This window comes from Pseudoduganella violacea (assembly GCF_014191875.1).
GTDB lineage: Bacteria > Pseudomonadota > Gammaproteobacteria > Burkholderiales > Burkholderiaceae_D > Rugamonas > Rugamonas violacea_A.
The window spans coordinates 295,611-310,114 of record NZ_JACHXD010000005.1 but is presented as its reverse complement, the minus strand read 5'-3'; the positions used below and the strand labels follow the sequence as shown (position 1 = coordinate 310,114).

The following is a 14,504-nucleotide window of genomic DNA, read 5'->3' as shown; positions in this document are numbered from 1 at the left end:
GGTCAGGACAGCGCCGCCACCAGCGCCGCATCCGCCACCTGCTGCGGCCGGATGCGGATCAGATTGCGGTACAGCGGCGGCAGACGGCCGCACAGCGCATGCAATTCTTCCTCCGGCATGCCCGGCAGGACATATTGGAATTGCGCCGGATTCGACTCCGGCAGCGCGCCCTCCATGGTCGAACCGTAAGCGCCCAGGTTCATGAAACTGAGCGCGCTTTCGTCCGGCCCAAGCGCAAAGACAAAAGTGCCATCCTTGGGGTGGCCCAGATACTGGCGCACCTCGGTCTGGGTCGCCGCGTCGGCCCCTTCCATCAACTTGTAGCGCAACTGGGCGTAGGCGCGCGTTGCCTCCATGAAGGCGGTGCGGATGCCGGAAGCGTTCTGCCGGCCGTGCGTGCACAGCAGCAGATTGCCGAAAGCGTCGAGCAGGGCCACGGCATCACCCTTGCCGCCCTGCGCTTTGTCGCGCGCCATCGCCTGCTGCAGATACGGCGCCAGGCCGGCATCCGGCCGCTGCGGCGTGCCGCGATAGGTCAGCGCGTCGGGACAGGCGCGCTTCAAGGCGCGCACGATGGCATGGTCGGCCGGCAGCGTGGCCGGGTCTTTCAGCGCGCTGCCGGGCGGATCGATATTGAACAAGTCCATCACCCCGGCCGACGTGGCCTCGAATACCAGCGAGCACAGGGCCTGGGTCGGCTCGGCGATGGTCTTGCCGATGAAAAAAGGCTTGGGCGCGGCGCCCGCGCCGCGCCGCGCATAGGACGAGCTGCCCAGCACAGCGGGATAGGAAAACGTCGCTTCCGCCTGCCGCTGCAAGGGCTGCGGCAGCGAGGGGAAGAAGGCGCTGCCGTTGTAATTGATGCCGGCCTTGGTGTCCGGCGCGGCCGCCACCATACTGAAACCGGCTGCAAGAATCGCGCCGGTGCACATGGCGCAAGGGTCGAGCGAGGTGACGATGGTGATCTCGTGCGGCGGCGGCAGCTCCCTGCCCTTGGCGCGCTCGGCGTAATACCAGTCGATCAACTGGCGCTCGCCGTGCGCGGTCGGGTCGAAAATCAGGCCATGGCGGATGACGTTGTTATGCAGCGACTTCAGCACGGTGCCGAACTGGTCGAGCATGACGCCCCCGACACCGAAAGTGCCTTGGGTTTTCGCTGCAATGGCTTCGGACGCCGCAACGGCGACCGCAGCCTGAACGTCGATGGTCTTTTTCACTTTTTCTTCAGGTCGGCGCCGCCGAAAGCGTTCGGCAGCTGGGCCGCCGCCGTGGTTTCGAACACATCGCCCTTCAGGTTGCTGAGCACCACCGGCAGCTCGTTGCCGCCCAGTTCCAGGATCACCTGGCGGCAGGCGCCGCAAGGAGCGATCGGACCATCGGTCTCGCCGACCACGGCCAGCTTGTCGAAATCGCCCTGCTTGTAGCCTTGGGCGAAAGCGCTGAAGAAGGCGGTGCGCTCGGCGCAGTTGCACAGGCCATAGGAGGCGTTTTCCACATTACAGCCGTGGAAGATCCTGCCGTCGCTGCACAACAGGGCCGCGCCCACCTTGAAGTTGGAGTAAGGAGTGTAAGCCTTCAGGCGCGCGGCCTTGGCTTCTTCGATCAGTGTCTCGTTATTCATGTTTTGCCTCAAGGACGGATGGTGCGGTAGACGATAGGGTTGACGGCCGGCGCGGCGTCGGCGATCTCGTACGCTGCCTGCACTTCGCGCACTGCCTGTTCGGCGGCGGCTTGAGTGCGGGCGTGCACGGTGGCCATGGGCTGGCCGGCTTGCAGCGGCTGGCCCAGTTCCACCAGGTCGGTCAGGCCGACGGCAAAGTCGATGGCGTCGCTCGGACGGCGGCGGCCGCCGCCCAGCGCAACCACGGCCAGGCCCAGGCCACGGCAGTCGGTCTTGGCGGCGAAGCCGGCGCGCGGCGCGGGCACCGGCAGGATGATCGGCGCTTTTTCCAGGTGCTTGTCCATGTTTTCCAGCAGGTCGGCCGGGCCGCCCAGGGCCGTCACCATGCGCGCGAAACGCTCGGCGGCGGCACCGGAATCGAGAGCCGCCTGCAGCTTGGCGCGCGCGTCGGCTTCATTGGCGGCCAGCTTGCCCATCACCAGCATCTCGGCGCACAGGGCCATGGTGACTTCGTGCAGGCGGGCCGGGCGGAATTTGCCGGTCAGGTAGTCGATCGCGCCGCGCACTTCAACGGCGTTGCCGGCCCATGGCGACAGCGATTCGTTCATATCGGTCAGCAGGGCCGAGGTCAGGGTGCCGGCGCCATTGCCGACCTTGACGATGCTCTCCGCCAGTTCCACCGATTTTTCATAGCTCGGCATGAAGGCGCCGCTGCCCGCTTTCACGTCCATGGCCAGCACGTCCAGGCCCGCCGCCAGCTTCTTCGACAGGATGGAGCCGGTGATCATGGCCACCGATTCCACGGTCGCGGTAACGTCGCGGATCGAGTAGAAGCGCTTGTCGGACGGCGCCAGCGATGCGGTCTGGCCGATGATGGCCACGCCCACGTCCTGCACCACTTTGCGGAACAGGGTGTTGTCCGGCACCGTGCAATAGCCGGGGATGGAATCGAATTTATCCAGGGTGCCGCCGGTGTGGCCCAGGCCACGGCCGGAGATCATCGGCACGAAGCCGCCGCAAGCCGCGATCATCGGGCCAAGCATCAGGGACACCACGTCGCCCACGCCGCCGGTGGAGTGCTTGTCCATCACGGGACCTGGCAGGTTCAGCGATTTCCAGTCCAGCACTTCGCCGGAGTCGCGCATGGCCAGGGTGAAAGCCACGCGTTCATCCATGCTCATATCGTTGAAGAAGACCGCCATCGCCAGCGCGGCGATCTGCCCTTCGCTGACGCTGCCGTCGGTAATGCCGCGCACGAAAAATTGAATCTCTTCAGCGCTCATTACGCCGCCATCGCGCTTCTTGCGGATAATTTCCTGGGTCAGAAACATATTTACTCTCTTGTGTTGAAAGGTACTTGGGCCGCAGCCCGGTTTCCCGGACTGCGGCCCCTTGGATCAGCGTATTTGCTTAAGACTTATACGCCGTATGGAATCCAGATATTTTTCACTTGCGACGCATGCGCCAGCACGGCACGGCCACCCGCTTGCGCGGTGCTGTACCAGTCGCGGCCTTTGGCGCCGCCGGTCCAGGTGCGCTTCAGCGAAGCGGCCGACAGGCGTTCCACTTCGGCGCAGCCTTCGGCCGAACCGTCGTGGCGCCATACCGCGTCGATATCGGCGTGCGTAGCCAGGGTGCGCGCCAGCTCGTCGGCGCTGCCGGTGACGATGTTCACCACGCCGCCCGGCAGGTCCGACGTATCGAACACCTGGTACAGATCGGTGGCCGACAGCGGATGCGCTTCCGACGGCACGACCACCACGCGGTTGCCCACGGCGATGGCGGGAGCGACCAGGGAGATCAGGCCGAGCAGCGGATTCTCGTTCGGGCAGACCACGCCGATCACGCCAATGGCTTCGTTCAGAGCCACGGTGATGCCATGCATAGGCGGCTGATGCGCCAGACCGTCATATTTATCGGCCCAAGCGGCCCAGTAGAACAGGCGCTCGATCGAAGCCTGCACTTCCTTCTCGGGATTCTTGGCGCCGGTCATGGCGCCGATGCGGGCCGCGAATTCCTCGCCGCGCGCGGCCAGGTTTTCGGCGATGTAGTACAGCACCTGGGCGCGGTTATGCGCGGTGGCCTTGGTCCAGCCGGCGGCTTTGTGCGCGGCTTCCACGGCGTTGCGGATGTCCTTGCGGTTGCCCTCGCCCACTTCGGCGATGAACTTGCCGTCGGCGCCATGCACGGCGCGGCTGTAGGCGCCGTCAGGGCGGGCCTGCTTGCCGCCGATGTACAGCTTGGCGGTGCGGTCGATGGCGAATGGATCGGCGGAAGCGGCAGGAGCGGCTTTGGCCTTGGACTTCTCCACCACCGGCGCGGCGGGGCGCGCGTCTTCCGACACCGGCACCAGGTATTCGTACATGCCTTCGCGGCCGCCCTCGCGGCCATAGCCGGATTCGCGGTAGCCGCCGAAGCCGCAAGCGGCGTCGAACTGGTTGGCGGTATTGATCCACACCACGCCGGCCTTGATCTGCGGCGCCACGTCCAGCGCCAGCGAGATGTTCTCGGTCCACACGCAGGAAGCCAGGCCGTACACGGTGTTGTTCGCCAGTTGCACCGCTTCGGCCGGGGTGCGGAAGCTCATCGCCACCAGCACCGGGCCAAAGATTTCGGCTTGCGACACGGCGGCGGCGGTCGAGGCGCCGGTGATCAGGGTCGGCGGGAACCAGGAACCGTCGGCCGGGATTTCGCAGCCGGCCGGCTGGTACACGGTGCAGCCTTCGGCGCGGGCCGAGTCCACCAGGCCGGCGATGCGCTGGCGCTGTACCGGATCGACCAGGGCGCCGATGTCCATCGATTTATCCAGCGGCGAGCCCAGGCGCAGATTGTCCATGCGGGCGCGCAGCTTGGCCAGGAAGCGCTGTTCCACCGATTCCTGCACCAGCAGGCGCGAACCGGCGCAGCAGACCTGGCCCTGGTTGAACCAGATCGAATCGACCAGACCTTCGACGGCGGCGTCCAGGTCGGCGTCTTCGAACACGATGAAGGGCGATTTGCCGCCCAGTTCCAGCGACAGTTTCTTGCCGCTGCCGGCGGTGGCTTCGCGGATCAGGCGGCCCACTTCGGTGGAGCCGGTGAAGGCCAGCTTGTCGATGCCTTCATGCTTGACGATGGCTTCGCCCACGCGGCCGTCGCCGGTGACGATGTTGACCACGCCGGCCGGCACGCCAGCCTGCACGCAGATTTCGGCGAACAGCATGGCGGTCAGCGAGGTGAATTCGGCCGGTTTGAAGACCACGGTGTTGCCGGCGGCCAGTGCGGGGGCGATCTTCCACGCCAGCATCAGCAGCGGGAAGTTCCATGGCACGATCTGGCCGACGACGCCCACCGGACGGTGGCCGGCGAATTCCTCATCCTGCAATTGCGCCCAGCCGGCGTGGTAGTAGAAGTGGCGCGCCACCAGCGGCAGGTCGGCGTCGCGGGTTTCGCGGATGGTCTTGCCGTTGTCCAGGGTTTCCAGCACGGCGAACAGGCGCGCATGCTTTTGCATCAGGCGCGCGATGGCGTACAGGATGCGCGCGCGGCCATGGCCGCCCAGGCCTTGCCAGCCCGGCTGGGCGCGGCGCGCGGCCTGCACGGCGCGTTCCACGTCGTCGGTGGTGGCTTGGGTCAGCTCGGCCAGCTGCTTGCCGTCGGCCGGGTTGGTGGAGGCGAACAGTTCGCCCGGCTCGCTCCAGGTATTGTCGATGAACAGGCCGAATGTGCGGGAACGCTGTTCCAGCCAGGCTTGCGCTTCTTTCGTGCCTTCGGGTGCTGGGCCGTAGTCCATGGTCTTGAGAATCTCGTTAATAGTTGGCATGACGAATCCGTATTCTTAGGGTTGCGCGTGGCGATGGGCGGCCGAGTAATTGCCGGTGACGTAGTGTTCGAGCTGGCGCTCGATATCGGTCAGCAGGCTCGATGCGCCGATGCGGAACAGATGCGGTTCCAGCCATTCATTGCCCAGCTCTTCCTTCATCACGGTCAGGTATTGCAGCGCCGATTTGGCGGTGCTCACGCCACCGGCCGGCTTGTAGCCGACCATGAAGCCGGTCTGCTCGTAGTATTCGCGGATGGCGCGCACCATCACCAGCGACACCGGAATGGTGGCGTTCACGCCCTCCTTGCCGGTCGAGGTCTTGATGAAATCGGCGCCGGCCATCATGCAGACCCACGATGCCTTCGCCACGTTTTCCAGGGTCACCAGATCGCCGGTCGCCAGGATCGCCTTCACATGCGCTTCGCCGCAAGCCTTGCGGTAAGCCAGCATCTCGTCGTACAGGGCTTGCCAGTTGCCGGTCAGGACGTGCTGGCGGGTAATCACGATGTCGATCTCGGAGGCGCCGGCGGCCACGCTCAATTCGATCTCGCGCAACTTGGTTTCCATGCTGCTCAAGCCGGCCGGGAAGGCGGTGGAGACAGCGGCGATCGGCAGGCGGCCTTGCAGCACCGGCACCGCGTGCTGGATCATCTCGTGATAGACGCAGACCGCGCCCGTGGTCAGATTCAGATCCTGCACGCCCAGCGCTTCCACCAGGTCGGCGCGCAGCGGACGCATGGCCTTGCGGCACAGGCGTTCGACGCGGCCCGGCGTGTCGTCGCCGGCCAGGGTGGTGAGGTCGATCACGCTGATGGCTTTCAGCAGCCAGGCGGCCTGGTATTCCTTCTTGACGCTGCGGCGGTTGGCCAGGCTGGCGGCGCGGCGGTCGGCGGCGGCCTTGTTGACGTGGATGTGGTTCAGCCAGCCGAGATCGAGGCCGACTGCCTCGTTACGCTTGAAGTCGGGGGAGATGCTCATAAGAGGTTGGTTCCGTTTGCAAGTGGTTTCACGCCGAGGTGGTGGGCGATAGTCTGGCCGATGTCGGAGAAGGTCTCGGAGATGCCGAGCGAGCGTTCCTTGACGCCGGGGCCGAAGAAGATCATCGGGATATGTTCGCGGGTATGGTCGGAGCCGGGCGAGGTCGGATCGCAGCCATGGTCGGCGGTGATCACGCACAGATCGCCCGCTTTCAGCTTGGCGATGAATTCCGGCAGGCGCGCATCCATTTCATGCAGAGCGTTCGAGTAGCCCGCCACGTCGCGGCGATGGCCGAAAGCCTGGTCGAAGTCGACGAAGTTGACGAAGGTCAGGGACTTGTCGCCCGCCTCGTCCTGCACTTTCAGCAGCGCGTCGAACAGGGCCATATTGTCCGGGCCTTTGACCACGCGGCTCACGCCTTGCGCAGCGTAGATATCGCTGATCTTGCCGAGGGCGATCACCTCGCCGCCCGCGTCCTTGACGTGGTCGAGCAGGGTCGGCGCCGGCGGCGGCACGGCGTAGTCGTGGCGGTTGGAGGTGCGCTTGTAATTGCTGTCGGCGCCGACGAAGGGACGCGCGATCACGCGGCCGATGTTGTAAGGCTTGACCAGCTCATAGGCCTTCTCGCACATCTCGTACAGGCGCTCCAGGCCGAAGTGTTCTTCGTGGGCGGCGATCTGCAGGACCGAGTCGGCCGAGGTGTAGAGAATCGGCTTGCCGGAAGCGACATGCTCGTCGCCCAGGCGGTTGATGATTTCGGTGCCGGAGGCGTGGCAGTTGCCGAGGAAGCCCGGCACGCCGGTCAGCGTCTGCAACTGGTCGGTCAGTTCGGCCGGGAAGGATGGCACGGTCTTGGGGAAGTAGCCCCAGTCGAACAGCACCGGCACGCCGGCGATTTCCCAGTGACCGCTTTGCGTGTCCTTGCCGGTGGATTGTTCGCGCGCCGCGCCGTAAGCGCCGGTAAAGCTGTCGCGCTGGTCGAAGCCGGCGGCCCATTCGCCGCAGGCGGTGTGGGCGGCGGCAGCCAGGCCCAGTTTTTCCATGGTCGGCAGTTGCATCGGCTGGCCGATCTTGGCGGCCCAGGCGGCGATATGGCCAAAGGTATTGGTTGCGCTGTCGCCGTATTTGTCGGCGTCCGGCGTCGCGCCGAGGCCGAAGGAGTCAAGCAAGAGGATAAAGGCGCGTGACATGATAAGTCTCGATGAGGAAGAAATTCTTGGGTACAGGCCGCACCGGCCTGCTCTGCACTGCCGGGGCGGTCCGCACCGCCCCACCGGACGGACGCTTAGGCTTTGGGGGCCGGCGTTTTCGCGACGTTTTCGAGGAAGGCCAGAATCAGCTTGATCAGGCTTTCGGCGCCGATGGCGGCGTATTTCAGCGTCTGCTCGTGCGACAGCGGGAAAGGCGACAGGCCTTCGGCCAGGTTGGTGATGACCGACACGCCCACCACTTTCAAGCCGCAGTGACGGGCCGGCACCACTTCCGGCACCACCGACATGCCGACCACGTCGGCGCCCAGGCGGCCGAAGGCGCGGATCTCGGCCGGGGTTTCGAAGTTCGGGCCTGGATAGGCGATGTACACGCCTTCATGCAGGGTGATGCTCTTGTCGGCGGCGGTGGCTTGCAGCAGCTTGCGCAGCTCGGCGTCGTAGGCATTGGCCATGCTGAAGAAGCGCGGGCCGAAACGCTCGTCGTTCGGGCCGATCATCGGGGTGCCCGGCAGGAAGTTGATATGGTCGTTCAGCACCACCAGGGAACCGGCATCGACTTCGGTGCGCAGGGAACCGGCGGCATTGGTCACGAACAGCATTTCCACGCCCAGCAGCTTCAGGGTGCGCACGGCGGACGTCATCACGCCCATGCCGTAGCCTTCGTAGAAGTGGCCGCGGCCTTTCAGGCATACCACCTGCACGCCGGACAGGGTGCCCATCACCAGTTGGCCAGCGTGGCCGTGCACGGTGCTGATCGGGAAACCCGGCAGCTCGTCGAAACCGATGGCGACGGCATCCTGCATCTGCTCGGCCAGCACGCCCAGGCCGGAACCCAGCACCAGCGCCACGCGCGGCTGGAAGTTGGCGGGCATGCGCGAACGGACAATAGCGGCGGCCTGGAATGGGGAATTATTCAACATGGTTTCCTCGTCTTGGTATAGGTGAATTCGGTGATGCAGCGCGGGCCGCGATGGTCCGGTACGAGCGTACTGTCTAGGGGCGTTTCGATGACAGGCGTAACTATGCATCATCCTCTATATGTACGGCCAATACCATTTTTCTTCCCAATTTATACGTGATTTATATAAATGGGCGGCTATTATAGTTGATGATGGGCTTGCAGTCAGGTCAGACAAATGTTTATACTAACGGACAAATGTTTTAACGCAGGCTGAACGTGAGCGAATTACCGAAAAAAGAACAGCTGTATGAGCTGATCCGCGCCAACCCCTTCATCTCCCAGCAGGAGCTGGCCGATCAGATGGGCTTGTCGCGCTCGGCCGTGGCCGGCCATATCGCCAGCCTGATCCGCGAACGGCGCCTGCTGGGGCGCGCCTATGTGCTGCCGGACGAGCGCCCCATCTTATGTATAGGCGCGGCCAACCTGGACCGCAAGCTGCGCACCCTGGCGCCGCTGCAGATGGGCACCTCGAATCCGGCCGGCGCCAGCGAAACCTGCGGCGGCGTGGCGCGCAATATCGCCGAGAACCTGGCGCGCCTGGGCGCCCCCACCGCCCTGCTCACCGCCCTGGGCGGCGACGCCGCCAGCCAGGCGCTGCAAGCGCATGCCGAGGCGGCCGGCATCGATATGAGCGGCAGCCTGAAACTGCATGGCATGGCCAGCGGCACGTATACCGCCGTGCTGGACGCGGGCGGCGAAATGGTGCTGGCCCTGGCCGATATGGCCCTGTATGAACAATTGTCGCCCGCCTTCCTGGCCAGCCGCGCGCCGCAGCGCAGCGCCGCCGCCCTGGTCGCGGCCGACCTCAACCTGCCGCTCGACAGCGTGGCCCTGCTGCTGGCCGAAGCGCGCAGCGGCGGCGTGCCGCTGGTGATCGTGGCCGTGTCGCAGCCGAAGATGGCACGCCTGCCGCTCGACCTGCGCGGCCTGCAACTGCTGATCTTGAACCGCGGCGAGCTGGAAACCCGCGCCGGCCGCGCCCTGCCCACCGAGGCCGACGTGCGCGCCGCCTGCCTGGAGCTGCAGTCGCAGGGCGTGCAGGACATCATCGTCACCTGCGGCGCGGCCGGCGTCTACCACACCATCCCGGGCGACCTGCACTGGATGCCGGCGCATGAGGTGGACGTGGTCGACGTCACCGGCGCCGGCGACGCCTTCGCCGCCGCCGTCTGCTGGTCGCTGGCGCAAGGCGACGCCGACCTGACCCAGGCTTGCGCGCGCGGCCTGCAGGCGGCCGCCCTCACCCTGCAAAGCCCGCATACCGTTTCACCCGCGCTGTCGGCTGACGCCATTGCCAGCGCGGTTCATCACGCCGGACAGGAATAAGAAAGGAATCACCATGCACCAATATCTGCTGTTTTCGCCCGAAGTCGCCAACGCCCGCGCCGCCGGCAAAGCCATCGTGGCGCTGGAGTCGACCATCATCTCGCACGGCATGCCCTATCCGCAGAACGTGCAGATGGCGAACGATGTGGAACAGATCATCCGCGACGCGGGCGCCGTGCCGGCCACCATCGCCATCATCGACGGCAAAATCTGCATCGGCCTGACGCCGGAGCAGCTGGAGCTGCTGGGCAAGTCGCCGGATGCGCTGAAAGTCAGCCGCCGCGACCTGCCCTATGTGCTGTCGCAGAACAAGCTGGGCGCCACCACCGTGGCGGCGACCATGATCTGCGCCCAGCTGGCCGGCATTTCCGTCTTCGTCACCGGCGGCATCGGCGGCGTGCACCGCGGCGCCGAAACCAGCTTCGACATCTCGGCCGACCTGCAGGAACTGGCGCAAACCAATGTGGCGGTGGTATGCGCCGGCGTGAAATCGATTCTCGACATCGGCCTGACGCTGGAATACCTGGAAACCCTGGGCGTGCCTGTGATCAGTGTCGGCCAGCCGGGCTTCCCCGCCTTCTTCACGCGCGAGAGCGGCTTCAATGCCGACTTCCAGATCGACACGGCGGCGGAACAGGCTTCCTTCGTCCACACCAAATGGCGCCTGGGCCTGAAGGGCGGCGTCATCGTCAGCAATCCGGTGCCGGAAGCGGACGCCATGCCGAAAGCGGAAATCGACGCCATCACCGTGCAAGCCTTGCAGGAAGCCGACGAGAACGGCGTCACCGGCAAGAAGGTCACGCCCTTCCTGCTGGCGCGCATCAAGACCCTGACCCAGGGCCGCAGCCTGGCCACCAATATCGCGCTGGTGAAGAACAATGCCCGCGTCGGCGCCGAGCTGGCGCGCGCCATGCTGGAGCACCCTGCCGCGTAACCCAAGGAAAAGCCGTCCGCCATGTCCATCGATCTGAAGCAGTTGAAGTACTTCCTCGCCGTCGCCGAAGAAAAGAGTTTCAGCCGTGCCGCCGAAAGGCTGCACATCTCGCAGCCGCCGCTAAGCCAGCAGATCATGAAGCTGGAAGCGGAGCTGGGCGTGAAACTGTTCGCGCGCACCACCCGCACCTTCGAGCTGACGGTGGCGGGCAAGGCGCTGATGGTGGAAGCGGCGGACGTGCTGGCCAAGATGCGCATGACCATCGACACCGTGCGCCAGATCGACCGCGGCGAGGTGGGACGGCTGCGCGTGGGCATCGTCGGCTCCGCGATGTGGGGGCCGATTCCCAGCCTGCTCGAAGAATTCCAGAGCAAGTATCCACAAGTGACCTGGACCCTGCACGAGCTGGGACCGACCGTGCAGTATGAGGCCTTGCGCGCCAAGCAGATCGACATCGGCTTCTGGCGCGAACCCAAGCTCGACGAGGACGGCCTGCGCAACGACAATCTGCGGCAAGAGTTGTGCTTCCGCGAAAACGTCTGCGTGGCGGTGAACGAACACCATCCGCTGGCCAAGCAGGAAGCCATCGAACTGAGCGACATCGCCAACGAGCCGATGCTGACCCTGGCGCTGGATAAATCGGCCTTCCCGCGCTACCTGATCCAATGCTGCGTGAAAGCCGGCTTCCACCCCGAGATCTTCCAGGAAGCGACCGAACCGCAGACCCTGCTCGCCATGGTCGGCGCCGGCCTCGGCGTCACCCTGATGCCCGAAACCACCAGCCGCATCGGCTGGCCCGGCGTAGTCTTCCTGCCGATCCGCAGCAATCCGCCCTCGGCCAATCTCTACATCGCCTACCCCGCCCTCGACGACGCCCCCGTGGTGCGCGCCTTTCTCAACATCCTGCGTCCGCCCTCGCGCGACTGAGTTTGCGCTAAATCAAACAATGTCACACTTTGGTGTCAGGCACCACGGTGTGACATTTCTTGAGCAAAATCAAAGAATGTCCGGGTCTAGTGCCTGACACCAGGGTGGGACATTTTTTGATATAGCTCAAACGAAAAAAAACCCGCGGACAGGGCGGCCGCGGGCTTAAGCCTGATCGGACGAGGATCAGAAGTTGGCTTTGAATTGCACGCCGTAGGTGCGTGGTTCGTTGACGATGCCGGTCAGGTTGACGAAGTCGATGGCGCCCAGCGCTTGTACGCGGTTGGTGATGTTGCGGCCATAAGCGGCCAGTTCGTATTTGCCGTCGCCGAATTTGTAGCCGACGCGCAGGCCGCCTTCGAGCAGGGACTTGGCCTTGTATTCCTTGGCTTCGTACAGGAAGAAGTTGTAGCTGGTGCGGTAGGCCCAGTCGGTGAAGGCGTAGAACTCGCCATTGCCTACCGGGACGGCGTAACGCAGCGTGAAGTTGTGCTGCCATTTCGGCGCGCGCGGCAGCGGGTTGCCGTCGATCAGGGCGGTGCCGGCGAATGGTCCGGTCGGATTGGTCACGGTGCAGCCGGTCGCCGGGTTGTTCTGCACATTGCCGCAGCTGCGCACGAACAGGTTGGGATCCTTGATCTTGGTGTCGTTGTAGCTGCTGCCGAAGGTGGTGCTGAGGCCGTCGCCGAGATTGGCCTGGAAGTCGAGTTCGACGCCGCGGCCGATGGCTTTTTCGGCGTTGATCAGGCGGTTCATATTGACGATGCCGCTGCCGGCGGTCAGTTGCTTGTCCTTGACGCGGTATTGGAACACGGTGGCGCTCAAGCGCGCGCGGCGGTTGAACAGGTCTTGTTTGACGCCGGCTTCATAGGACAGCACTTTCTCGGCGCCGGCCTGGGTCGGCACGTCCGTCAGCGAGTCCAGGCGGCCCTGCATCGATGGCGCGCGGTAGCCGGTAGCGATGCGGCCGAACAGATTGGTGTCTTTGTCGAGCGTGTAGGTGCCGCTCAGATCCCAGCTGAAATTGGTGGAGTCGCTGTGCAGCGGATGCACGCTGGAGAGATTGCCGTGAATGCGGCTGGCGACGAAATCCTTTTTGTCGTTGGTGTAGCGTACGCCGCCGCGCAGCTTGAATTGCTCGTTGACGGTGTAGTTCAGGGTGCCGAAGGCGGCCCAGGATTTGGAGTTCTGGGTCTGGGTCGCGTAGTTCGGATTCTGCGGATTGCCCGCCGCCAGCGAATTGAAGCTGATGCTGTCGATCTGGATGTCTTCCTTGAAGTAGAAGACGCCGGCGATCCATTGCAGCGGTCCCTTGTAATTCGATTCGGCACGGAACTCTTGCGAGATCTGCTTGTGATTCGGAATCAGGTCGGCCGTTTCGACCGAGAAGGGCACGAAGCCCGGACCCGATGGCGGGTTGGACGCGGTGCCATAGCCGCCGTCGACGTCGGCGCGGCTGTAGAAGTCCAGTTTCTCGTAGCCGGTGATGGAGTGCAGGGTCACGCCTTCCAGATCCCAGCGCAGGCGCATATTGGCGCCCTTGTTCTTCAGGTGCTGTTCGTTGATGCCGTCGCTTGGGTAGGATTTGAAGTCGAAGCCGTCCACCAGCTCATTCGTGCCCTTTTTCAGGATATTCGAGCGGAACAGGGTGGCGGTGCCGTCCATCTTGCGTGCATGGACGTTGAACAGGGCGCTGAAGTCCTTGCTCGGCTTGACCAGCACCTGGAAGCGGCCGGCATTGTCCTTATAGCCTTCGAAGTCCTGGGTGCCGGTCGGACGCGGATTGTGCACGCGGTCGTCGCGGCGCTGGGTCTGGCCGGAGAAACGCAGGGCCACGGTGTCGCTGACCGGCACGTTGTAGGCGCCTTCCAGGTTCTTCACGCCATCCTTGCCGAAGCCCAGGTTGGCATAGCCCTCGGTGCGGAACACCGGCTTGGCCGAGTCGAACTTGATCACGCCGGCCGGGGAGTTGCGGCCGAACAGGGTGCCTTGCGGGCCGCGCAGCACTTCCACCTGGTCCACGTCGAAGACCGGGAAGCCTTTCAGCATCGGGTTTTCCTGCACGATATCGTCCATCACCAGGCCGACCGGCTGCGAGGCGTTCAGGTCGAAGTCGGTATTGCCCAGACCACGGATATAGAAGCGCGGGAAGGTGCGGCCATAATCGGATTCCACGCTGACGCTGGGTGAGCGGCCGGACAGGAAGCGGATATCCTGGCCGCCGGAGGTCAGCACGTCGAGCTTCTCGCCCTTCAGGGTGGCGATGGACATCGGCACATCCTTGATGTTCTCGGCGCGGCGCTGGGCGGTGACGATCACGGTTTCCAGCTGGCCGGCCTGCTTGGCGGCGGCCGGCGCCGGCGTTTCTTCCGCCGCTGGCTGGGCGTCATCGGCGCGCGCCGCGTGCAGCGGGAAGGCGGCGGCCAGCGCCAAGGCCATCAGGGTGTACTTCGTGTTCGTCTTCATCAACCAGCTCCTTATTAGGTAAAAATTCTGCCTGCCTCCAGCTAAACCTTTGCAAAACACAAAGAAATCGGGCAATAAGCGGCGATGCTAGCACGATTATTTTTGACGGAAAATCACTAAACACACCGTGCAATCTATTTGTTTTTAATATAAATAGGCAAGCAAAAACGTATTTGTCATACTTATATCGCTTATTGCATAGTTAAGGATCGGCCTTGCGGAAAGCTAGTTCCCACCACGGCGGGAGGCCACTGGGGGTTGGGCTTTCGGCGGTCTTA

The 14,504-nt window shown here is 64.4% G+C and carries 11 protein-coding genes; 3 read left to right on the top strand and 8 right to left on the bottom strand.

Annotation, left to right across the window (positions count from 1 at the left end):
* Positions 1 to 2: 2 nt before the first annotated feature.
* From FHS03_RS11745 to xapA, 7 genes are all read right to left on the bottom strand, one after another.
* A complete protein-coding gene (locus tag FHS03_RS11745) occupies positions 3 to 1,217 on the bottom strand; it encodes a nucleoside deaminase (protein ID WP_183441147.1) in 1,215 nt (404 codons plus the stop codon).
* A complete protein-coding gene (locus tag FHS03_RS11740) occupies positions 1,214 to 1,621 on the bottom strand; it encodes a cytidine deaminase (RefSeq protein ID WP_183441146.1) in 408 nt (135 codons plus the stop codon). Before FHS03_RS11740 ends, FHS03_RS11745 begins: the two co-directional genes overlap by 4 nt.
* Before the next feature lie 8 nt (positions 1,622 to 1,629).
* Positions 1,630 to 2,952 (bottom strand): thymidine phosphorylase, encoded by a 1,323-nt coding sequence (gene deoA, locus FHS03_RS11735; protein ID WP_183441145.1) that lies wholly within the window; start codon positions 2,950 to 2,952, stop codon positions 1,630 to 1,632.
* Positions 2,953 to 3,038: 86 nt separating this feature from the next.
* A complete protein-coding gene (locus FHS03_RS11730; protein ID WP_371871654.1) occupies positions 3,039 to 5,423 on the bottom strand; it encodes an aldehyde dehydrogenase family protein in 2,385 nt (794 codons plus the stop codon).
* A gap of 15 nt (positions 5,424 to 5,438) precedes the next feature.
* Entirely contained in the window at positions 5,439 to 6,401 is a 963-nt protein-coding gene (deoC, locus tag FHS03_RS11725) for a deoxyribose-phosphate aldolase (protein WP_183441144.1), read from the bottom strand.
* Positions 6,398 to 7,591, bottom strand: coding sequence for a phosphopentomutase (locus tag FHS03_RS11720; RefSeq protein ID WP_183441143.1), 1,194 nt, complete (start codon positions 7,589 to 7,591; stop codon positions 6,398 to 6,400). The genes deoC and FHS03_RS11720 overlap by 4 nt, the downstream gene beginning before the upstream one ends.
* 95 nt (positions 7,592 to 7,686) lie before the next feature.
* The gene (gene xapA / locus FHS03_RS11715; RefSeq protein WP_183441142.1) at positions 7,687 to 8,532 is read right to left on the bottom strand and encodes a xanthosine phosphorylase; all 846 of its coding nucleotides are present in this window, start codon (positions 8,530 to 8,532) and stop codon (positions 7,687 to 7,689) included.
* Positions 8,533 to 8,789: 257 nt separating this feature from the next.
* On the opposite strand from xapA, the gene FHS03_RS11710 reads away from it, so the two are divergent.
* From FHS03_RS11710 to FHS03_RS11700, 3 genes are read left to right on the top strand one after another with little or no spacing between them, the layout of a single operon-like run.
* On the top strand, positions 8,790 to 9,899 hold the full coding sequence (locus FHS03_RS11710) for a carbohydrate kinase (protein WP_183441141.1): 1,110 nt from the start codon (positions 8,790 to 8,792) through the stop codon (positions 9,897 to 9,899).
* Between the two features lie 13 nt (positions 9,900 to 9,912).
* Positions 9,913 to 10,833: a pseudouridine-5'-phosphate glycosidase gene (locus tag FHS03_RS11705; protein ID WP_183441140.1), complete on the top strand. Its 921-nt coding sequence runs from the start codon at positions 9,913 to 9,915 to the stop codon at positions 10,831 to 10,833.
* Between the two features lie 21 nt (positions 10,834 to 10,854).
* The gene (locus tag FHS03_RS11700) at positions 10,855 to 11,760 is read left to right on the top strand and encodes a LysR family transcriptional regulator (RefSeq protein WP_183441139.1); all 906 of its coding nucleotides are present in this window, start codon (positions 10,855 to 10,857) and stop codon (positions 11,758 to 11,760) included.
* A gap of 186 nt (positions 11,761 to 11,946) precedes the next feature.
* On the opposite strand, the gene FHS03_RS11695 is transcribed toward FHS03_RS11700, so the two are convergent.
* The gene (locus FHS03_RS11695; RefSeq protein WP_229426166.1) at positions 11,947 to 14,226 is read right to left on the bottom strand and encodes a TonB-dependent receptor; all 2,280 of its coding nucleotides are present in this window, start codon (positions 14,224 to 14,226) and stop codon (positions 11,947 to 11,949) included.
* Positions 14,227 to 14,504 lie beyond the last annotated feature (278 nt).

Bases quoted from the DNA above. Each gene is read 5' to 3' on its own strand.
- FHS03_RS11700 (WP_183441139.1), top strand. From the start codon at position 10,855: ATGTCCATCGATCTGAAGCAGTTGAAGTACTTCCTCGCCGTCGCCGAA.
- FHS03_RS11730 (WP_371871654.1), bottom strand. From the start codon at position 5,423: ATGCCAACTATTAACGAGATTCTCAAGACCATGGACTACGGCCCAGCA.
- FHS03_RS11695 (WP_229426166.1), bottom strand. From the start codon at position 14,226: ATGAAGACGAACACGAAGTACACCCTGATGGCCTTGGCGCTGGCCGCC.
- FHS03_RS11720 (WP_183441143.1), bottom strand. From the start codon at position 7,591: ATGTCACGCGCCTTTATCCTCTTGCTTGACTCCTTCGGCCTCGGCGCG.
- xapA (WP_183441142.1), bottom strand. From the start codon at position 8,532: ATGTTGAATAATTCCCCATTCCAGGCCGCCGCTATTGTCCGTTCGCGC.
- FHS03_RS11740 (WP_183441146.1), bottom strand. From the start codon at position 1,621: ATGAATAACGAGACACTGATCGAAGAAGCCAAGGCCGCGCGCCTGAAG.
- deoA (WP_183441145.1), bottom strand. From the start codon at position 2,952: ATGTTTCTGACCCAGGAAATTATCCGCAAGAAGCGCGATGGCGGCGTA.
- FHS03_RS11705 (WP_183441140.1), top strand. From the start codon at position 9,913: ATGCACCAATATCTGCTGTTTTCGCCCGAAGTCGCCAACGCCCGCGCC.
- deoC (WP_183441144.1), bottom strand. From the start codon at position 6,401: ATGAGCATCTCCCCCGACTTCAAGCGTAACGAGGCAGTCGGCCTCGAT.